The sequence below is a fragment of the Microbacterium kyungheense genome (genome assembly GCF_006783905.1).
Taxonomy (GTDB): domain Bacteria; phylum Actinomycetota; class Actinomycetes; order Actinomycetales; family Microbacteriaceae; genus Microbacterium; species Microbacterium kyungheense.
Genome location: NZ_VFPE01000009.1, coordinates 49762 through 69167, shown reverse-complemented (window position 1 = coordinate 69167; position 19406 = coordinate 49762). Strand labels below are relative to the sequence as shown.

Below are 19406 nucleotides of genomic sequence, written 5' to 3'. Positions count from 1 at the left end.
CGAGCGTGACGAGAGCCGACAGGTCCTACTGAGAGTCCGCGAGACTCCCGACCGAGAAGAGGAATCATGTCCGATCGTGCGTCCGAGGTCGAGCAACTGATGCCGGAGGTGCTCGACCGCCTGCGGGGTCTCGTGCGGATCCCGTCGGTGGCGTTCCCTGGTTTCGATCCCGAACCCGTCCACCGGATGGGCGAGGCGGTGGTCGAGCTGTTCCAGGCCGCCGGCGCCACCGAGGTCTCGCTCCTCGACGTCCCCGGCGGGTACCCGTGCGTCTACGCCGACCTGCCGGGGCCCGAGGGGTCCCCGACGGTGCTGCTGTACGCCCACTACGACGTGCAGCCCGCGCCGGCCAGCCAGGGGTGGTCCACCACGCCGTTCGAGCCGGTCGACGGCGAGGATGGCCGCATCTACGGCCGCGGCGCCGCCGACGACAAGTCGGGGCTCGTGATCCACTACGCGACGCTGCGCCTGCTCGGCGCGGATCGGCCGTGCCGCATCAAACTGCTGGTCGAAGGCGAGGAAGAGACGATCTCGCACCTCGAGGACTTCGTCGAGGCGAACCCCGAGAGGTTCGCCGCCGACGCGTTCGTCATCGCCGACATCGGCGGCCAGGTCGTCGGGCGACCGGGGCTGACCACCGCCCTGCGCGGGGACGTGGCGTGCACCGTGACGGTGCGCACTCTCGCGTTCCCCGTCCATTCCGGCCTCTTCGGCGGCGCGGCGCCCGACGCCATGACGGCGATGATCCGCATCCTCGACACGCTGCACGACGAGGCCGGCGACACGGTCATCGCCGGGGTCGACACGTCGCGGTGGGACGGTGCGGCGATGGAGGAGGGCGTCTACCGGGACGGGTCGGCGATCCTTCCCGGAGTCGACTACCTCGGCACCGGGTCGCTGTCGGACCGGATCTGGGCGAAGCCCTCGGTGACGGTGCTCGGCATGGACCTGCCGAGCGTCGCCGAGGCCTCCAACGTGCTGCTCCCCGAGGTGACCGCGAAGCTGTCGATGCGCATCGTCCCCGGGTCGGACGCCGATGCGCAGCTCGAGGCCCTCATGGCGCATCTGCGCGCGCAGCGGCCGTGGAACTGCGAGGTCGAGGTCACGAAGGTGAAGACCGGTCACGCGTTCGCGGTCGACGAGACGCACCCCGCGATCGTCGCGGCGAAGGACGCCCTCGCCTCGGCGTACGGCGCCGAGGTCGAATCGATCGGCAGCGGGGCATCGATCCCGCTCGTGGCATCGCTCAAGAAGATCGCCCCCGACGCGGCGATCGTGCTGTGGGGCGCCGAAGACACCGCGAAGGCCCGCATCCACGCATCGGACGAGTCCGTGGATCCGGCAGAGATCGCGCGCATGATCGCCGCGCAGGTCGCCTTCATCGAAGAGGTCGCGTCGTCGGCACGCGCGTGAGAGCGGCTCCCCTTGCTGTAAGGCTCAGCCCACGACGCTGTCGACGCCGCTCGACGGCGCGGGGTCGGGGAGCCGCCGCATCCGCAGCGCGTTCAGCGCACCGGCCGCGGCGGCCAGGATCGGCACGAACAGCGCGATCTGCAGGGCGATCGGGCCCGCCTCGCTGTTGATGCGGATGATCTCGGCCGAGGTCTCGGGCGGCTCGTCGGCGAGCATCTCTTCGAGCCCGGTGTTCGACATGAGCTCGGCGTCCTCTTCGAGCACATCCGAGACGTGGGTCTTCTGGTCGTCGGTGAGCACCGTGCTCTGGTCGGCGAGGGTGGTGAAGCTGCTGGCGAGTGCGGCGAGCAGGATCGCACCGGCGAACGCGAGCCCGAACGACAGGCCGAACGAGCCGGCTGCCGAGTTGACGCCCGCCGCCTCGCTGACCCGCTCCTCGGCGATGGGCGACAGCGTGTAGTTGTTGAGCTGCGAGACGAGCATGCCCAGCCCCGACCCGACGACGATCAGGGGGATGGCGAGGTACCACCCGCTCGTCGCGATCGGCACGAGCGGCACCAGCACGACCAGGCCGATCACGGCCAGCAGGAACCCGACCAGGATGATCGTGGCCGGCCGCCGCTTGACGCCCCGGCCGGCGAGGAGTGCGATCACGAACATGCTCAGCGACAGCGGGGCGATCGACAGGCCCGCCAGGAACGCGTCGTACTCCAGCACCATCTGCAGGTAGAGGGGAAGCACGATCATCGTGCCGCCGAGGGTGATCTGCTGCAGCAGCTGACCTGCCGCGCCGGTGCGGAACGGCTTCGAGGAGAAGAGCGCGGGATCCAGCAGTGTGGCCTGGCCCGCGCGCTTGCGGCGCACGAGCCAGAACCCGAGGCCGATGAGGGCGACGACGCCGAGTGCGATCGTCGCGCCCACGTATCCCGCGCCCTCCTGCCACAGCAGGATGCCGAGCACGATGCCGCCCATGCCGACGACAGAGAGCACCGAGCCGAAGATGTCGACGGAGCGGTCGCCCGTGAACGGCACGTCCTTCACCAGCCGCACGCCGATGAGCACGACCAGGATCGTGAGGGCCTCGAGGGCGAATCCGACGCGCCACGACAGGAACGTCGTGATGGCGCCGCCCAGGAGCGGCCCGACGGCCGCGGCGATCGCCGCCGCCGCACCGACCATCGCGTACACGCGCGTGCGGTGCGCGCCCTCGAAGTTGCCGTGGATGAGGGACTGCATCGACGGGAGGAGGAGGGAGGCCCCGAGCCCGCCGATGATGGCCCAGAAGATGATGACGGCGGTCAGACTCCACGCGAACGTCATCGCGATCGCGCCGATCATGTAGCCGATCAGGCCCAGCACGTAGGCCCGCTTGCGCCCGATGAGGTCGCCGGTCTTGCCGCCGATGAGGATGAAGGCGGCCGACACGAGCGCCTCGAGCGCTATCGCTCCCTGCACGCCGCTCGCGGTGGCCCCCAGGTCCCTCACCACCGCCGAGATCGACACGTTCATCAGCGACGTGTCGACGACCAGCACGAACATCGCCATCGCCATCAGGATCGCGACGCGCGCGTTGAAGGGACCCGCCTGTTGCCCGCTGCTCATGTCGGAAGCGAACCATGCCGGAGCCCGGCGGGAATCACCCCCGCCGGGTGACGGCACGCGGTACAGACTGACGCCATGACCCGGATCACGTCCGACGAGGCGGCGATCGGCGCTCCCGTGCAGACCCGCCGCGCCGAGCGCGAGGCCGTCTATGCGTCGCTGGCCGCGCAGGCGGTCGGCGCCGTCTACGGCTTCGTCGTCGCGCAGATCGGTGGAGCGCTGTCGTTCGTCGGCGACGACCCGTTCGCCGTGTGGGCGGCCGCGGGCGCGGCCGTCGTCGCGGCGATCGCCGCCACCGCCGGCTACTGGCGGTCGCGCGCACAGCCCGAGCAGCAGTGGCGGCGACAGCTCGCGCCGTGGCTGTTCACCGTCAACACCATCTCGGTCGTGGTCGTGCATGTCGCGCTCGCCTACCTCGCGACGTACGCGCTGTACCGGCTGCTGGCGCTGGGGTTCATCGGCCTGCCGATCGTGACGTTCTGGGCCGTCGTGCTGATGGCGGTCACGCTGGGCCTGTCGACGTACTTCGTGTACCTGTCGTCCTCGAGCATCACGACGCAGCGGCTGTCGGCCCTGCTCATGGCGTTCATCTCGATCGGCACGCTGACGGCCACGATCACGACCCCCGACCCGGACTGGTGGAGCGTCCACTTCAGCCAGCTCGGCACGTTCGACGACCTGTCGAGCTGGATCTTCAACGGCACCCTCATCGCGGGCGGTCTGCTCGTCACGACCTTCGCCGTGCACATCTCGCGCGACCTGGCGGCGCTCGCCGCGGCCGGCACGCTGGCGTACGGCGGCGTCGCGCGCTTCGTCAGCACCGCCTTCGTCATCATGGGCATCATGCTCGCGTTCGTGGGCATCGTCCCCGTCGACGTGAACCTGCTCGTGCACAACCTGTCTGCCTCCGGCATGGCGGTCGCGTACCTCGTGCTCCTGATCGCCGGGTACCGGGTGCTGAGAGGGATGCCGCGCGCCTACTTCGTCGCCGCGTCCACGTTTCTGGCGGCGACCGTGGTGTCGATCGTGCTGTTCGCCGTCGGATACTTCTCGCTCACGGCGTTCGAGATCATCGTCTTCGCGCTGATCTTCGGATGGATCGCCGTGTTCATCCGGTTCCTGGGAGTGGCCGGACGCCAGGATGGTGCGGACGAGGGAGGCGCGCGATGACCGACGCTGCGGCACCGCCGCCCGGTGCGACCGATGCCGTGACGCCGCCCGTCGCGCCGGTGGTCGACGCTCCGGCCCCACGGACCCGCCGCCGCGGACCGCTGAACGTGCAGGCGCTGTTCCAGCGGCCGCTCGTGTCGGGGTTCCTCGCGACCATCGGGGTGCTCGGGGCGCTGCTGCTGGGCACGGCGCTCACTTCGATCGGCACGATCCTGCTGTACATCGTGCTCGCGATGTTCCTCGCGCTGGGCCTCGACCCGATCGTGCGCATGCTCGAGCGCAAGCGCCTGAAGCGGGCGATGGCGATCCTCATCGTGTTCGGCTGCTTCGCGGTGCTGTTCGTGCTGTTCCTGGTGTTCGTGCTGCCGCCGCTGCTCGCGCAGATCGGCCAGTTCATCAGAACCATCCCCGAAGCGCTCGACAAGGTCGATCAGACACCGTGGTTCGCGGGCCTTCCGCCCGACATGCAGGGCGCGATCACCGGCGTGGTCCAGGGACTCGCCGACTGGGTCGCGAGTCCCTCCACGCACGCCGCGATCGGCGTCGGCATCGTGGCGGCCGGCGTCGGCTTCGTCGCGGCCATCTCGGCGAGCTTCATCGTCGTCGCGCTGACGCTCTACTTCCTGGCGTCGCTCGACGCGATCAAGCGGGCGTTCTATCTGCTCGCCCCCGCGCACAGCCGGCCGAAGCTCGAGGAGCTGACCGAGCGCATCACCGCGTCGGTGGGCAGCGCGCTGCTGGGCTCGGTGACCCTCTCCGCGCTGAACGCGGGCGCCGTGCTCGTGCTGCACCTCGTGATCGGCCTGCCGTTCGCGGCTCTGATGGCGGTCATCGCGTTCGTCATCACGCTCATCCCGCTGTTCGGGTCGGTCATCTTCCTCGTGCTCGGCACGGGCGTCGCGCTGTTCTCCAGCCCGACCCAGGCGCTCATCTTCGCGATCGCGTACCTGGTGTACATCCAGATCGAGTCCTACGTGCTGAGCCCGCGCATCATGAACCGCGCGGTGTCGATCCCCGCCGCCCTCGTGCTCATCGCCGCAATGGTGGGCGGCGCGCTCGGCGGCGTCATAGGCGTGCTGGTCGCCCTGCCGGTGACGGCATCCATCCTCCTCATCATCCGCGAGATCGTCGTGCCGCGTCAGGACCTCAAGATCACCCCGGACGGGTGAACACCCCGTCGGTAGCGTCGGTCACATGACCACCGCCACCGGAGGATCCACCGAAACGCCCTGGTTCACGCAGGACGCCGACGCCGTCGTGGCGGCCGTCGGCACCGATCGGGATGCCGGGCTCACGAGTGCCGAGGCGCAGCGCCGGCTCACCGAGCACGGGCCGAACGCGATCGCCGCCGAGCCCGCGCCGTCGGTGTGGCAGGTGTCGCTGCGCCAGCTCGCCGACCCCATGAACGTGATGCTCGTCGCGGTCGCCGTGATCAGCCTCTTCATCAACCAGGTGAGCGTCGGCATCCTCGTCGGGGCGCTGGTGATCCTCAACGTCTTCCTCGGCGCACGCCAGGAGCTGAAGGCCAAGGCCTCCGTCGACGCCCTCGCCAAGATGCAGATCCCCAAGGCGAAGGTCGTCCGCGACGGCGCGCTCCTGCAGGTGGATGCGACGTCGCTGGTGCCGGGCGACGTCATCACGCTCGAGGCCGGCGACATCGTGCCGGCCGACGCCCGCATCGTCCGCTCGGCGACGCTCGAGACGCAGGAGGCGGCGCTCACCGGCGAGAGCGCGCCCATCGCGAAGGACGCCGCCGTCATCGCCGATCCCGAGACGACGCTCGGCGACCGCGCCAACATGGTGTTCCAGAACACGCAGGTGACGCGCGGCACCGCGACCGCGGTCGCGGTCGCGACCGGCATGGGCACGCAGATGGGGCAGATCGCGTCGATGCTGTCGGCGGTGAAGCCCTCCAAGTCGCCCCTGCAGCGCGAACTGGACTCGCTGACCGGCGTCCTCGGCTGGATCGCGTGGGGCGCGGTCGCCGTCATCATCCTCACCGGGCTCCTGCGCGGACAGGAGATCACCTCGGTCATCCTGCTCGGCATCTCGATGGCGATCTCGGCGATTCCGACCGGCATGCCGTCGTTCGTGCAGGCGATGCTGTCGTACGGCTCGCGGCAGCTCGCCGAGCACAAGGCGGTCGTGAAGAACCTCACCGACGTCGAGACCCTCGGCGCGACGAGCGCCATCAACTCCGACAAGACCGGCACGCTCACGATGAACGAGATGACGGTGGAGTCGCTGTACTACGCCGGCGAGTGGTTCACCGTCAGCGGCACCGGCTACGAGAAGACCGGTGACATCCGCCACGCCGCAGGTCTGCCCGTACCCGACTTCACGCAGCTCGCGCTGGCCCTCACGCTGTGCAGCGACGCGACGGTCTCGGACGACGGCGATGTGATCGGCGATCCGACCGAGGCCGCCCTGGTGGTGCTCGCGGCGAAGATGGGGGCGGATGCCGCACTCACGCGCGTCCAGTACCCCCGGGCCGCGGAGGTGCCGTTCGACTCGGCCTACAAGTTCATGGCGACGTTCCACGAACGCTCCGCGGCCGGCGGAGGGACCGAGCTCGTCGAGCTCGTCAAAGGCGGACCCGACGTGGTGCTCGAGCGGTGCTCGTCGGTGCTCACCGTCGACGGGGTCGCTCCCATCGAAGAGAAGCGTCAGGAGATCCTCGACGCGAACCGGCAGCTCTCAGAGCGGGGCCTGCGCGTCCTCGCGTTCGCGGTCCGGCGCCTCGCGCCGGGGACCCCCGTGCCCAGCGACCCGATGGCCGAGGTGAAGGATCTCAGCCTCGCCGGGCTCGTCGGCATCATCGACCCGCTGCGGCCGTCGTCGAAGGAGGCGGTGCGCATCGCGCGCGAGGCGGGCATCGAGGTCCGCATGATCACCGGGGACCACGCCATCACCGCGTCGGCGATCGGCGATCAGCTCGGCCTCGGCGGGGGAGCGGCCAGCGGCGCCGAGATCCAGGCGATGTCGGACGACGAGCTCAAGGCGAAGCTTCCCCACCTGCACGTGTTCGGGCGCGTGACGCCCGAAGACAAGCTGCGCCTCGCGCGCCTCATGCAGGAGGACGGCGCCGTCGTCGCGATGACCGGCGACGCCGTCAACGACGCCGCCGCGCTCAAGCAGGCCGACATCGGCGTCGCGATGGGCTCGGGCAGCGACGTGACCAAGCAGGCCGGCAAGATGATCCTCGTCGACGACAACTTCGGCACGCTCGTGACGGCCGTGCGCCTGGGCCGCGCGATCTACGACAAGATCGTCAGTTATGTGCGGTTCCAGATGTCGCAGCTGTTCTCGCTCGTGCTGCTGTTCCTCGTCGCGAGCCTGTTCGACATCAATGACGGCGTGCCCCTCACGCCGATCATGGTGCTGTTCCTCAACTTCTTCATCGCGATCTTCCCGGTCATCGTGATCCTGCTCGATCCCGCACCCGACGGCATCATGCAGAAGCCGCCGCGCGATCCGAAGAAGACCATCGCGAACGGCGGTGCGGTGGTGCTGTGGTTCATCTACGGTGGACTCATCTTCATCACGACGCTCATCCCGCTGCTGATCCACCCCGACCAGCTGAGCTCCACCGCGCCGAACGCGCCGGTCACGATGGCGTTCGTGGTCGCGGCCCTCGGGTCGATCTTCGGCGGACTGGTCATGCGCCGCGATCCGGAGTCGGGCCTGACGGCGCCGATCCTGGTCGCGGTCAAGTGGCTGGCGATCCCGCTGGCGCTGACCGTCGCGGCGGTCGAGATCGGCTTCCTGCAGCGCCTCGTCGGCACGACGTCGCTGACCGGGAACGAGTGGCTCATCTGCCTGGGCCTGTCGCTGCTGGTGCCGGTGTTCATCGAGCTCGAGAAGCTGCTGCGGCGCTCGCGGCACCGGCGACAGGCTGGGGCCTCATGAGCGAGGAGGATCTCGGCGACGAGACGGGCACCTCCCCGTCGCTGCTGCCGATCCTGATGACGGAGGAGGCGATCTACGGCCTCATCCTGGTCTCGGGCATGATCGTCGTCGCCGGCAGAGGAGCGTCTTTCGAAGTGCTCGTCACGGTCATCGTCACCGTTCTGGTCTTCTACGCCGCGCACGTGTACGCCGGCGCCGTGGCGCGCCTCGCCGAGTCCCGCGGCAAGGCGTCGCCCGCCGGGAGTCTGGCATTCGCGGCCCGGGAGTCCTCGGGGCTGCTCGTGGCGAGCGTCGTGCCTGTCGTCATCCTGTTCCTGGGCACCTCTCACGTCATTCCCGACGTGGTCGCCAACTGGGCGGCGCTCATCGTCAACACGATCCTGCTGGCGGTGCTCGGCTGGATCGCGGTCGGGCGCTGGCGGCCGAGGTTCGCCGCGCGCCTGCTCGGCGCCCTCATCGCGGCGTCGTTCGGCGTGATCCTCATCCTGCTGAAGGCGTTCGTCACGCACTGACCACGCCGCACGGCGACGGATCGGTGAATCGTCCGTGAGTCTCTCCCGCGGTCCCGGCATCCCCAATAGGGTCCGAGGTGGGGGCTCCGGGTGCCCTCGACACGTCAACGAAGGAGAGCCCTGTGCCTCGCGATTTCCAGGGGAAGATCGAACTCGACATCCGCGACTCGACGCCTGACTGGGGCGCCTACGAGCTGACGAAGGCGCCGAAGGATGCGCCGAACGTCCTCGTCGTCCTCTACGACGACACCGGCCTTGCGGCATGGGAGCCGTACGGCGGGCGGATCAAGATGCCGACCCTTCAGCGCCTTGCCGACAACGGTCTGACGTATTCGCAGTGGCACACGACATCGCTCTGCTCGCCCACGCGGTCCACCTTCCTCACCGGTCGCACGCATCACCAGAACGGTTTCGCGACGATCTCCGAGTCGGCGGTCGGCTTCCCGGGCTACAGCGGGCACATCCCGAAGTCGAACGCGTCGATCGCACGCATCCTCCGCGACGCGGGGTGGTCGACCTACTGGGTGGGCAAGAACCACAACGTGCCGGTCAACGCCCTCTCCAGCGGCTCGGATCGGAGCGAGTGGCCGCTCGGTCAGGGGTTCGACCGGTTCTACGGGTTCATCGGCGGCGAGACGAACCAGTGGTACCCCGACCTCGCCGTCGACAACCACTACATCGATCAGCCCTACATGCCCGAGGACGGCTACCACCTGTCGAAGGACCTCGCCGACCAGGCGATCCGGATGCTGCGCGACACCAAGCAGTCAAACCCCGACAAGCCCTGGTACCTGTGGTTCTGCCCCGGCGCGAACCACGCCCCCCATCACGCGCCTCAGGAGTACATCGACAAGTACAAGGGTGTCTTCGACGACGGCTATGAGGCCTATCGCGAGTGGGTGCTGCCGCGCATGATCGAGCGCGGCATCCTGCCCGAGGGCACCGAACTCACCGAGATCAACCCGATGACGGAGGGGACGTTCTCGCCCGGCGACGCGGTGCGACCCTGGGCCGAGCTGAGCGACGAAGAGAAGAGGCTGTTCAGCCGCATGGCCGAGGTCTTCGCGGGGTACAGCGAGTACACCGACGCCCAGGTCGGCCGCGTCATCGACCATCTCGAGAAGTCGGGACAGCTCGAAAACACCCTCATCATCTACGCGGCCGACAACGGCGCCTCGGGTGAGGGAAGCCCCAGCGGCTCGGTCAACGAGAACCTCTTCTTCAACGGCTACCCCGACGACGTCGCGCACAACCTCGAGATGATCGACGAGCTCGGCGGCCCCGAGGCCTACAACCACTATCCGACCGGGTGGGCCGTGGCCTTCTCGACGCCGTTCCGCATGTTCAAGCGGTACTCGTATGCGGGTGGCTCGGCCGATCCGCTGATCATCCACTGGCCGGCCGGCATCGCCGCGAAGGGCGAGGTGCGCGATCAGTACCACCACTGCACCGACATCGTGCCGACGATCCTCGAGGCCTGCGGCGTCACGGCGCCTTCCGTCGTGGACGGCGTCGAGCAGACACCGATGCCCGGTGTCTCCATGAATTACACCTTCGACAGCGGCGATGCGCCGACGAAGAAGGAGACCCAGTACTACGAACTCGCCGGCACCCGAGGTATCTGGCACAAGGGGTGGAAGGCCGTCGCCGAACACGGGCCGATTCCCATCGGCCTCGGGAACTTCGACAAGGACCGCTGGCAGCTGTTCCACGTCGACGAGGACCGCTCAGAGGCGCACGACCTCGCCACCGAGCATCCTGAGAAGCTCGAGGAGCTCACCGCGCTCTGGCTCGAAGAGGCGCACAAGTACGGTGTGCTCCCGCTGAACGACCTCAGCGTCCCCGAGCTCGTGAAGCTCGAGTACCACCTGCCCGTGCCCGTCGACGGCCGCTACATCTACTACCCCGGCACGACCGAGGTGCAGGAGCAACTCGCCGCGCGTACGCAGCAGGTGTCGTTCAAGATCCTCGCCGACGTCGACTTCACCTCCGATACGGAGGGTGTCATCGTCGCGCAGGGGTCGCGTTTCGGCGGCTACAGCCTGTACGTGAAGGACGGCGAGCTGTCGTTCGTGTACAACTTCCTCGGCATCCCACCCGAGCAGCGCGTCACCACCGGCGCGCCCTCCGAGGGCCGCCACGTCGTCGGGGTCGGGTTCGAGAAGAAGGGCCATGGCGAGCATGGCGAGGCCCTCGGCACGTTGACGCTCTACGTGGACGACCAGGCCGTGGATTCCGCCGACATCCGCACGCAGCTCGGCCGCTACGCCCTGACCGGCGAAGGTCTGAGCGTCGGATACGACTCCGGCGACACCGTGACGATCGCCTATCCCAACCGGTTCGCCTTCACCGGCGGCGAGATCCACGAGGTGGTCTACGACGTCGCAGACGATCACTACATCGATATCGAGAGGGAGTTCGCCGCGAAGCTCGCGAGCGACTGACACGGGCAGACGAGGGGGTGGATGCCGCGGCATCCACCCCCTCGTCATGTCCGGGCCGGGTTCACACCGACGCGGCAGCGAGACCCTCGTCGACGGTGTCGTGCACGCGGCCCGCCCGTTCGAGTCCCTCGAACCACGGGGTCTTGCGCGCGATGGCCGTGGCCTTCTCGGGAAGCCGCACCAGGTGCAGCACGATGCCCAGCTGAGTCAGCTCGCGGTCGAGGTCCTCGAGCGCGTCGAGGATCGTGACGGTGACGATGTCAAGCCGCTCGACGTCGAGCACGACGGCATCGACGGGCGGCGTCTGGCTCGTCGCCAGGGCGACGATCGCCCGGGCGTTCTCGGCCGCGTTGGCCGTGTACAGGCCGCGCCCGAGGTGCACGGCAAGGGCGTCGCCCTCACGGCCCGTGATGTCGAGCTTGGGGATGTTCACCTCGCGCAGGACGAGCACGAGCGTCATGACGACGCCGATGGCGACGGCGGGGAGCAGCCCGGCCGACAGGCCGATGAGCGCGACGACGAGCGCGATCCAGAAGTCGATCCGGCTGATGCGCGCCCAGCGCACGAGCTCGGGGATGTTGATGAGCCCCATGACGGCGACGAACACCATGGCTGCGAGCGTCGCCTGCGGCAGCAGGCTCAGCACCGGGCCGAGGAACAGCGCCACCAGGATCGCCAGCGCCACCGTGACGATCGTCGACAGCAGCGTCTTCGCCCCGGCGTTCTGGTTGACCGCGCTCTGCGAGAACCCGCCTGCCGCAGGCATCGTCGTGAAGAACGAGCCGACGACGTTGGCGGCGCCGGTCGCGAAGAGCTCCTGGTTGCTGTCGACCTGCGGCTCGGTCGCCTTGCGGATGCCGCGGGCCACGGCCGCGGACTCCAGGAACGCCATGATGGCGATCGCGAGCGCGCCGGGCACCAGCTCGGGCAGGTGCGTGAAGTCGGGGAGGGACGGGAGCGGGAACCCCGACGGCACCGGGTCGATGAGCGCCACCCCGGCCGCGGTCATCCCGGTGAACGCGCTGAGCAGGATCCCACCGACGACGACGATGAGCGTCCCCGGCACGCGCGGCGCGAACCGCTGCAGCAGGACCAGCACCAGGATCGACGCCACCGAGAGCACGACGGTGGGCGGGTTGACGCTGTCCAGGGCCTTGCCGACCGCGACCAGGGAATTGATGAAACCCTCACCCGAGACGTTGCCCGTCTCGCCGAGCAGCTTCGGCAACTGGCCGACCGCGACCGTCGCGCCGACGCCGATCTTGAGACCGAGCACGGTGGCGCCGCTGATGCTCTCGACCAGCGACCCGAGCCTCAGCAGCCAGGCGATCAGGAGGATCGCGCCCACCAGCAGTGTCAGCAGCACGAGCGAACCGAGCGCTGCGTCGGGATCGTCGGCGCTCGCCGCAACGCCCGCCGATACAAGCGTCGTCGCGGTGAGCGTCGCGATCGTGGACGTCGTCGACACGCTCATGGCACGGCTGCCGCCGAGCAGCGCGTACACGAGCATCGGGAGGATGCACGTGTAGAGGCCGACCTGCACCGGAAGGTTGGCGATCGTCGCGTACGCCATCGCCTGCGGAACCACGACAGCCCCGGCCGACAGGCCGCCCACGATGTCGGGCAGGAGCCACTCGCGCCGGTATCCGACGAAGGTGGGCAGCAGCCAGCGAGGGCGCCCGGAAGCGGTGGCGGTCGAGGTCACCCTCGCGAATGTACCGGGATCGCCGCGGAATGCGGCACACTGCTCACGTGGACTCCGGATTCTTCGCCAACCTGGGTTGGACGATCGGCGCGCTCGTCGTGCTCGCTGTCAACATCACCGCGCTCATCATCATCCCGAAGGGGCGCAAGCCCACCGCGGCGATGTCGTGGCTGCTGCTGATCTTCTTGCTGCCCGTCGTCGGCATCGTGCTGTTCCTCCTCATCGGCAACGTCAAGCTGCCCAAGAAGCGGCGGTCCGAGCAGGCCCGCATCGACGGGATCATCCGTGACCGCGTGGCGGCGGTCGCGGACGAGAAGGCGGATCCCTCGTCGTGGCCGACGTGGTTCACGAGGGTCACCACGCAGAACGAGAAGCTGACGAGCCTGCCGCCGGTGGGTGGGAACCGGGCCGACCTGATCGGCGACTACGAGGCATCCATCATCGCCATGGCGGCGGCGATCGACACCGCCCAGAAGTACGTCCACGTCGAGTTCTTCATCGTCTCGTGGGACAAGACGACCGAGGTGTTCTTCACCGCCATGGAGAACGCGGTCAAGCGCGGCGTCACCGTCCGCCTGCTCGCCGACCACGTCGCCTCGCGCAAGGCCGTCGGCCAGAAGAGGACGTTCGCCGAACTCGACCGCATCGGCGTCATCTGGTCCTGGATGCTGCCGGTCCAGCCGTTCCAGGGCAAGTACCAGCGCCCCGACCTGCGCAACCACCGCAAGATCGTCGTCGTCGACGGCCGCACCGCCTTCGTCGGCTCGCAGAACCTGATCGACCGCAGCTACAACACGCCCAAGAACCTGAAGCGCGGACTCAAGTGGCAGGAGCTCGTGTCGCGGGTGGAGGGGCCCGCGGTCGCCGAGATCGATGCCGTGTTCCTGTCGGACTGGCTCGTCGAGACCGGCGTGATGCTCGACGACGAGCAGGTCCCGGCCGCACAGCTCGCCGCCGCCGGAGACCTCGTCTGCCAGCTCGTGCCGAGCGGGCCGGCGTACGAGACCGAGAACAACCTGCGACTGTTCCTCTCGCTCATCCACGGTGCGACCGAGCGCGTGATCCTCACGAGCCCCTACTTCGTGCCCGATGAGGCGATGGTCTACGCGATCACGACCGCCTGCGAGCGGGGCCTGGATGTGCAGCTGTTCGTGTCCGAGATCGGCGACCAGGGCATGGTCTACCACGCACAGCGCTCGTACTACGAGGCGCTGCTGCAGGCGGGGGTGCGCATCTTCATGTATCCGGCGCCGTTCATCCTGCACTCCAAGCACTTCTCGATCGACGACGACATCGCCGTCATCGGCTCGAGCAACATGGACATCCGCTCCTTCAGCCTCAACATGGAGGTCTCGATGCTGGTGCTCGGAGCGTCGTTCGTCGCCCAGATGCGCGAGGTCGAGCAGGCGTACCGCGACGCCGGCCGCGAGCTGACGCTCGACGAGTGGCGCCGCGAGCCCGCGAAGGCGACGTTCCTCGACGGCGTCGCACGCCTGACGTCCGCCCTGAACTGACGGCAGCCGGCATGCCGGGGTCGCGGCATCCACTGAATCTTCTGCACACCGGCCGCTTGGCCGCTCCGCGTCCTCATTTGAGGACGAGCGCCGGGTGGCGGCCGACGTATCACGATCCGGTCCGCATCCGGGCACTGCTCCTCGACTGAGGAGTCTTGGCCGGGCGTCCGTCCAGGCTCGCGATCCTCGTTTGAGGACGCGGGCTCACCTGCGGGCGAGATTCCGCCTTCGCGTCGGCACCTCGGCGCTCTTCCTCAATTGAGGAAGCAGGATGCCGGCGGCCGGGGAGTGCCGTCTCCTCCACAGGCGGCGGCCAGGTGCCGTTCTCCCCAGATCGTGGGGGCCCTCGGCGAGGATCTCCACTTCGCCTTCATGCTCGTCTCATGGCGGCAGAACCCACCTGGAGGCAGACGCTGCAGGCGAGCAGCGGCATCGCCCGGCAGTCAACACTCGTCGGTCGAACGTGCACCAAGCGGGAGCTCGCGGAAGCCGTCGCCGCCGGTCAGCTGGAACGGGTTCGTCGCTCTTGGCTGGCGCTGCCTGCAACCGATCCGCTGCTGGTGGCTGCGGCGCGAGCGGGCGTCGTCATCGGATGCGTGACGCGCGCGCGACGACTGGGCTTGTGGGTGCTCGATGAGGGCGACCTGCCCCACGTGTGCGCTCCGCCGGCCTCTGGTGGCGTGCGCGTCGCCCGTGACGGCGAGACCGACGCGCCAAGAGCGGTGGTGCACTGGTTCGCGCCGGTGATGCCACGGCCGCCGCACACGCTCGAGGACGGCATCGAGAACACGTTGGTCGCCGTCGCCCAATGCGTGCCGTTCGATAATGCACTGGTCATCTGGGACTCCGCCCTCAACAAGAGACTCGTGGACCGGGACGTGCTCGCCCGACTCCCCTTGCCGGCCTCGGCGCGTGCTGTTCTGGCGGAAGCGACGCCGTTCGCGGACTCAGGTCTCGAGACCATCGTCCCCAGACGGCTGAGGTGGCTCCGCTTGCGGATCGTGCCGCAGGCATGGGTGCTCGGACACCGCGTCGACTTCCTCATCGGTGATCGGCTCGTCCTGCAGATCGATGGCGGGCACCACGTCGGTGCGCAGCGTGATGAGGACATTCGACACGACGCGAAGCTCCTGCTCCACGGCTATCACGTGATCCGCGTGAGCTACCAGATGATCATCGGGGACTGGCCGGCCGTGCAGAAGCTCATCATGGAGGCTGTCGCACAGAACCTGCACCGTTCGCGCTGACAGCAATCGCACCAGCGTCTTCTGGAACCGTCCTCAGTTGAGGACGAGTGCCGGGATGCGGATCCGATCAGCGGGTTCGCTCCGCAGTTCGGTGCCGGTCCTCAATTGAGGACGAATGTGTGAGCGCGGACCGCCCGAGCCGAGCGCCCCCGTCCGCCCCGCAGCGTGCAGCAGGGCCAGGCATCGGGTCACGCGGAGGCGGCGGGGGTCAGGGGGCCGGTCAGGTAGCGCTGGAGGTTGGGGCCCATGGCGGCGACGAGGTCGTCGACGGGCGTCGAGGCGATCGGCTCGAGCTCCAGCACGTAGCGCGTGACCATGAGGCCGACGACCTGGCTCGCGACGAGCGAGGCGCGGGTGCGTCCTTCGTCGCCCGGGGCGATGCGCTCGCCGATGTGGCGGATGAGCTCCCGCGAGACGAAGCCGACCATGAGCGAGGCCGTCCGGCGGTTGCCGATCACCGAGCGCAGCATCGCGACACCGCGGTCGCGGAACGCCGGGCGGTCCCACAGTTCGAGGACGAAGCGGACGAGGCGCTCGCCGGCGGTGTCGAGATCGGTGCCGATCACCTCGGGGATGGCGCTCGCCGGGTTGATCGGGATGTCGATGGCGGCCGCGAACAGATCGGCCTTGGTGCCGAAGTAGTGGTGCACGAGCGCCGAGTCGACGCCGGCACGTTCGGCGATCGTGCGGATCGTCGCGCCGTCGTAGCCGCGGTCGCCGAACTCCGTCGCCGCCGCCGCGAGGATCTGCTCGCGCGCCTCGGTCCGGCCGCCACGGGGGCGGCCGCGGCGACGGCGCGGAGCCGTGGCATCGCGGTCGGCCATGGGCCCAGCGTAGGGGCTCGACGAACCCCTTGCCAGTAATTCGTCGCACGGTGAATAATGCGCGTATGCGCGCCATCTTCCTCAAGGAGTTCCAGGAGCTGCGGCGGGACCGTCTCACCCTCGGGATGCTCGTCGTCATGCCGCTCCTGCTGCTGGTGATCTTCGGCTACGCCGCGAACTTCACCGTCGAGACGCTCCGCGTGACCGTGGTCGGCGCGCAGGCGGAGCAGATCGAGGACCTCATCGACGACAACGACGAGCTGAGCGATCACCTCGACGTCGTGTCGACCGACGTCGACGGCGACGCCGCCGACGCGCAGGAGGCCCTGGTGGATCGCACCGCGAACGTCGCGATCTACGCCGAGGACGACACCTCGTTCACGGTCTACATCGACGGGTCGAACCTCTTCGCCGCACAGTCCGCCCAGGTCGTGTTCACCCAGCTCAGCGCGCAGCTCGCGCAGAACCCGCAGGGCCCCCAGCTCGACATCGAGATGCTGTTCAACCCCGACCTGAAGACGTCGTGGGTGATGGTGCCCGCGATCATCGGCCTCATCCTGACGTTCATCGGCACGATCATCACGAGCATCGGGCTGGTGCGCGAGCGCGAGGCGGGCACCTTCGAGCAGCTCGCGGTCATGCCGCTCAAGGCCACCAGCGTCATCCTCGGCAAGATCAGCCCGTACTTCCTGCTCGCATCGCTCGACATGGTGCTGATCACCGTGCTCGGCATCTGGCTGTTCGGCGTGCCGTTCGTCGGCAGCGTGTGGATCTTCGCCGTCGGGGCGGCGCTGTTCCTGTTCGCGGTGCTCGGGATGGGTGTGCTCATCTCGACGGTCGCGAAGACCTCGGGGCAGGCGATCCAGGGCGCCATGATGCTGCTGCTGCCGCAGATCCTGCTCTCGGGCATGATCTTCCCGCTCGACGCGATGGCCGCCGGTGTGCGGTGGATCGGCTACCTGCTGCCCCTCACCTACTTCACGATGGTGTCGCAGGGCGTCATGCTGCGCGGGGCCGGGTGGGACTCGCTGTGGCTGCCTCTCACGATCCTCCTGGTGATGGCGATCGTGCTCTTCGGCCTCGCGGTGCTGCGGCTGCACGCGGGCATCACGCCCGCGAAGCCTCGCCGCCACGGAGCGCATCGATGAGCGGCGCAGGCGCCACGCGGCGCACGCGCGCCGCCGGCGCGGGCGCGAGCGCTGCGACGGCGATCGACGTCGGCGTGGAGGGCATCCGGGTCGCCTTCGGCGACACCGTGGCGCTCGACGAGGTCACCCTGGACGTGCCGGCCGGGCAGGTCACCGCCGTCGTCGGCGGCGACGGCGCGGGCAAGTCGACGCTCCTGCGGGTGCTGGCCCGGCGGATCACCCCGTCGGCCGGCGCCGTGCGCACGCTGTCGAAGGCCGAGATCGGATATCAGCCGTCCACCTCGGGCGTGTGGAACAGCCTGAGCGTCGCCGAGAACATCGCGTTCGTCGGCCAGTCGTTCCGCATGTCGGCGTCGCGCGTCCGCCGGCGCTCGGACGAGCTGCTCCAGCGCGCCGGGCTCACGGCGGCGCGCGACCGCCTCGGCTGGGACCTGTCGGGCGGCATGCGGCAGAAGCTCGGGTTCGTCCTCGCGATCCTGCACGAGCCGCGGCTCGTGCTGCTCGACGAGCCCAGCACCGGCGTCGACCCGGTGAGCCGGGTCGAGCTGTGGCGCCTCATCGCGGCGACGGCCGCGGCCGACAGGGCGGTGCTCATGGCCACCACGTACCTCGACGAGGCCGCGCGCGCAGCGTCGGTGACCGCCCTCGATCGCGGCGCCGTGATCGCCGCGGGAACGGCCGACCGCATCGTCGCAGCGCTGCCGGGCCGCATCGCCCTGGACCCGGGCGACACGCCGTCGTGGAACTCGTGGCGACGCGGGCGCGTCCGGCACGAGTGGATCGCCGCCGCGTCCGATGACGCCGCCGTCCGCACCCCAGCCGTCACCCCCACCCCGGCAGAGCCTCCCGCCCCGCGCGCGGTCACTCCCGACCTCGAGGACGCGCTCATCGCCTACACGCTCGCGCGCGACCCCGGTGAGCGGTCCGGCCCCGCGCACGAGCGCGAGCCCGGTCCCTCGGCCACCCGCCACGACGGTCCCGTCGCCGGGGCGGTCGTGGCGGCCGGACGCGGCGTCACTCGGCGGTTCGGGTCGCAGCTGGCCGTCGACGACGTCAGCCTCGACGTGTCCACCGGCGAGATCGTGGGCCTCATCGGTGCGAACGGCGCCGGCAAGACGACGTTCCTGCGCGCCCTCATCGGGCTCGATGCCCCCGACGCCGGCACGGTCGAGCTCTTCGGGCGGGCACCGGACGCGGCCTCGCGGGAACGCCTCGGGTACGTGCCGCAGGGCCTCGGGCTGTACCGCACCATCAGCGTCGACGAGAACGCCGAGTTCTTCGCGCGCGTGTACCGGATGCCGCGGCCGCACCTGCCGGCGTCGCTCGCCGAGGTCGAGCGCGAGACCGTGGGCTCGATCGGGCTCGGGCGGCAGCGTCAGCTGGCGTTCACGCTGGCGCTCGCCCATGAGCCCGAGCTGCTCGTGCTGGACGAGCCCACGTCGGGCGTGGACCCGCTCTCGCGCGCACGGCTGTGGGACACCATCCACGCGCAGGCCGAGGCCGGACGCGGTGTGATCGTCACGACGCACTACATGCAAGAGGCCGAGCAGTGCACGCGCCTCGCTCTCCTGTCGCAGGGGCGGCTGCTGGGGCTCGGCTCGGCGGCCGAGCTCACCGCGGGGGTGACGGCCGTCGTGGTGACGACGCCCGAGTGGCAGCGGGCGTTCACGGCGCTCGGAGAAGCCGGGCTCCCGACGATGCTGGCGGGCCGCACGGTGCGCGTCGCCGGCGTCGCGCCCGACCGTGTGCGCGAGGCGCTCGGCGGCATCCCCGCCGCCGTCGACGAGGTCGCGCCGACCCTCGAAGAAGCCATGGTCCTGCGGGAGTCCTGAGAGAGGTGGATGCCGGCGGCCCCGGCGCCGCGGAACGCCTGGTATCCGGAACGGGAACGCTCGGGGCATCCGGATAATCGCCCTTT

General features: G+C 69.4%; 13 protein-coding genes. 10 read left to right on the top strand and 3 right to left on the bottom strand.

Translation table 11 applies throughout. The features are described 5' to 3' along the window. The first annotated feature begins 66 nt into the window (after window positions 1-66). Window positions 67-1413 (top strand): M20/M25/M40 family metallo-hydrolase, encoded by a 1347-nt coding sequence (locus FB391_RS19480; RefSeq protein WP_141896840.1) that lies wholly within the window; start codon window positions 67-69, stop codon window positions 1411-1413. A 24-nt stretch (window positions 1414-1437) separates the two neighbouring features. On the opposite strand, the gene FB391_RS19475 is transcribed toward FB391_RS19480, so the two are convergent. Further along, window positions 1438-3015, bottom strand: a complete 1578-nt coding sequence (locus tag FB391_RS19475; RefSeq protein WP_141896839.1) for an MFS transporter — start codon at window positions 3013-3015, stop codon at window positions 1438-1440. A gap of 75 nt (window positions 3016-3090) precedes the next feature. On the opposite strand from FB391_RS19475, the gene FB391_RS19470 reads away from it, so the two are divergent. From FB391_RS19470 to FB391_RS19450, 5 genes are all read left to right on the top strand, one after another. Further along, the gene (locus FB391_RS19470; protein WP_141896838.1) at window positions 3091-4185 is read left to right on the top strand and encodes a hypothetical protein; all 1095 of its coding nucleotides are present in this window, start codon (window positions 3091-3093) and stop codon (window positions 4183-4185) included. Further along, window positions 4182-5354 carry an AI-2E family transporter gene (locus FB391_RS19465; protein ID WP_246093628.1) on the top strand — a complete coding sequence of 391 codons (1173 nt, stop codon included), beginning with the start codon at window positions 4182-4184 and terminating at the stop codon, window positions 5352-5354. Before FB391_RS19470 ends, FB391_RS19465 begins: the two co-directional genes overlap by 4 nt. 25 nt (window positions 5355-5379) lie before the next feature. Next, window positions 5380-8094 carry a cation-translocating P-type ATPase gene (locus FB391_RS19460; protein WP_141896837.1) on the top strand — a complete coding sequence of 905 codons (2715 nt, stop codon included), beginning with the start codon at window positions 5380-5382 and terminating at the stop codon, window positions 8092-8094. Then, window positions 8091-8606 (top strand): hypothetical protein, encoded by a 516-nt coding sequence (locus tag FB391_RS19455; protein WP_141896836.1) that lies wholly within the window; start codon window positions 8091-8093, stop codon window positions 8604-8606. The genes FB391_RS19460 and FB391_RS19455 overlap by 4 nt, the downstream gene beginning before the upstream one ends. 122 nt (window positions 8607-8728) lie before the next feature. Further along, window positions 8729-11050: an arylsulfatase gene (locus tag FB391_RS19450; RefSeq protein WP_141896835.1), complete on the top strand. Its 2322-nt coding sequence runs from the start codon at window positions 8729-8731 to the stop codon at window positions 11048-11050. A 61-nt stretch (window positions 11051-11111) separates the two neighbouring features. On the opposite strand, the gene FB391_RS19445 is transcribed toward FB391_RS19450, so the two are convergent. Beyond that, entirely contained in the window at window positions 11112-12755 is a 1644-nt protein-coding gene (locus tag FB391_RS19445) for a SulP family inorganic anion transporter (RefSeq protein ID WP_141896834.1), read from the bottom strand. 47 nt (window positions 12756-12802) lie between these two features. Here FB391_RS19445 and cls point away from each other — a divergent pair, with 47 nt between their 5' ends. Continuing rightward, the gene (cls, locus tag FB391_RS19440; protein WP_141896833.1) at window positions 12803-14269 is read left to right on the top strand and encodes a cardiolipin synthase; all 1467 of its coding nucleotides are present in this window, start codon (window positions 12803-12805) and stop codon (window positions 14267-14269) included. A 383-nt stretch (window positions 14270-14652) separates the two neighbouring features. Then, the gene (locus FB391_RS19435) at window positions 14653-15516 is read left to right on the top strand and encodes an endonuclease domain-containing protein (protein WP_141896832.1); all 864 of its coding nucleotides are present in this window, start codon (window positions 14653-14655) and stop codon (window positions 15514-15516) included. A 188-nt stretch (window positions 15517-15704) separates the two neighbouring features. Here FB391_RS19435 and FB391_RS19430 read toward each other — a convergent pair whose 3' ends face one another. After that, a complete protein-coding gene (locus FB391_RS19430) occupies window positions 15705-16340 on the bottom strand; it encodes a TetR/AcrR family transcriptional regulator (protein WP_141896831.1) in 636 nt (211 codons plus the stop codon). A 65-nt stretch (window positions 16341-16405) separates the two neighbouring features. On the opposite strand from FB391_RS19430, the gene FB391_RS19425 reads away from it, so the two are divergent. Beyond that, the gene (locus FB391_RS19425; protein WP_185843177.1) at window positions 16406-17488 is read left to right on the top strand and encodes an ABC transporter permease; all 1083 of its coding nucleotides are present in this window, start codon (window positions 16406-16408) and stop codon (window positions 17486-17488) included. Then, complete coding sequence (locus FB391_RS20040; RefSeq protein WP_141896830.1) at window positions 17485-19320, top strand: ATP-binding cassette domain-containing protein; 1836 nt, start codon at window positions 17485-17487, stop codon at window positions 19318-19320. Before FB391_RS19425 ends, FB391_RS20040 begins: the two co-directional genes overlap by 4 nt. Window positions 19321-19406: the final 86 nt, after the last annotated feature.

Coding starts and splice junctions, on each gene's coding strand:
- FB391_RS19480 (WP_141896840.1), top strand. CDS start 67: ATGTCCGATCGTGCGTCCGAGGTCGAGCAACTGATGCCGGAGGTGCTC.
- FB391_RS19475 (WP_141896839.1), bottom strand. CDS start 3,015: ATGAGCAGCGGGCAACAGGCGGGTCCCTTCAACGCGCGCGTCGCGATC.
- FB391_RS19470 (WP_141896838.1), top strand. CDS start 3,091: ATGACCCGGATCACGTCCGACGAGGCGGCGATCGGCGCTCCCGTGCAG.
- FB391_RS19465 (WP_246093628.1), top strand. CDS start 4,182: ATGACCGACGCTGCGGCACCGCCGCCCGGTGCGACCGATGCCGTGACG.
- FB391_RS19460 (WP_141896837.1), top strand. CDS start 5,380: ATGACCACCGCCACCGGAGGATCCACCGAAACGCCCTGGTTCACGCAG.
- FB391_RS19455 (WP_141896836.1), top strand. CDS start 8,091: ATGAGCGAGGAGGATCTCGGCGACGAGACGGGCACCTCCCCGTCGCTG.
- FB391_RS19435 (WP_141896832.1), top strand. CDS start 14,653: ATGGCGGCAGAACCCACCTGGAGGCAGACGCTGCAGGCGAGCAGCGGC.
- FB391_RS19430 (WP_141896831.1), bottom strand. CDS start 16,340: ATGGCCGACCGCGATGCCACGGCTCCGCGCCGTCGCCGCGGCCGCCCC.
- FB391_RS19425 (WP_185843177.1), top strand. CDS start 16,406: ATGCGCGCCATCTTCCTCAAGGAGTTCCAGGAGCTGCGGCGGGACCGT.
- FB391_RS20040 (WP_141896830.1), top strand. CDS start 17,485: ATGAGCGGCGCAGGCGCCACGCGGCGCACGCGCGCCGCCGGCGCGGGC.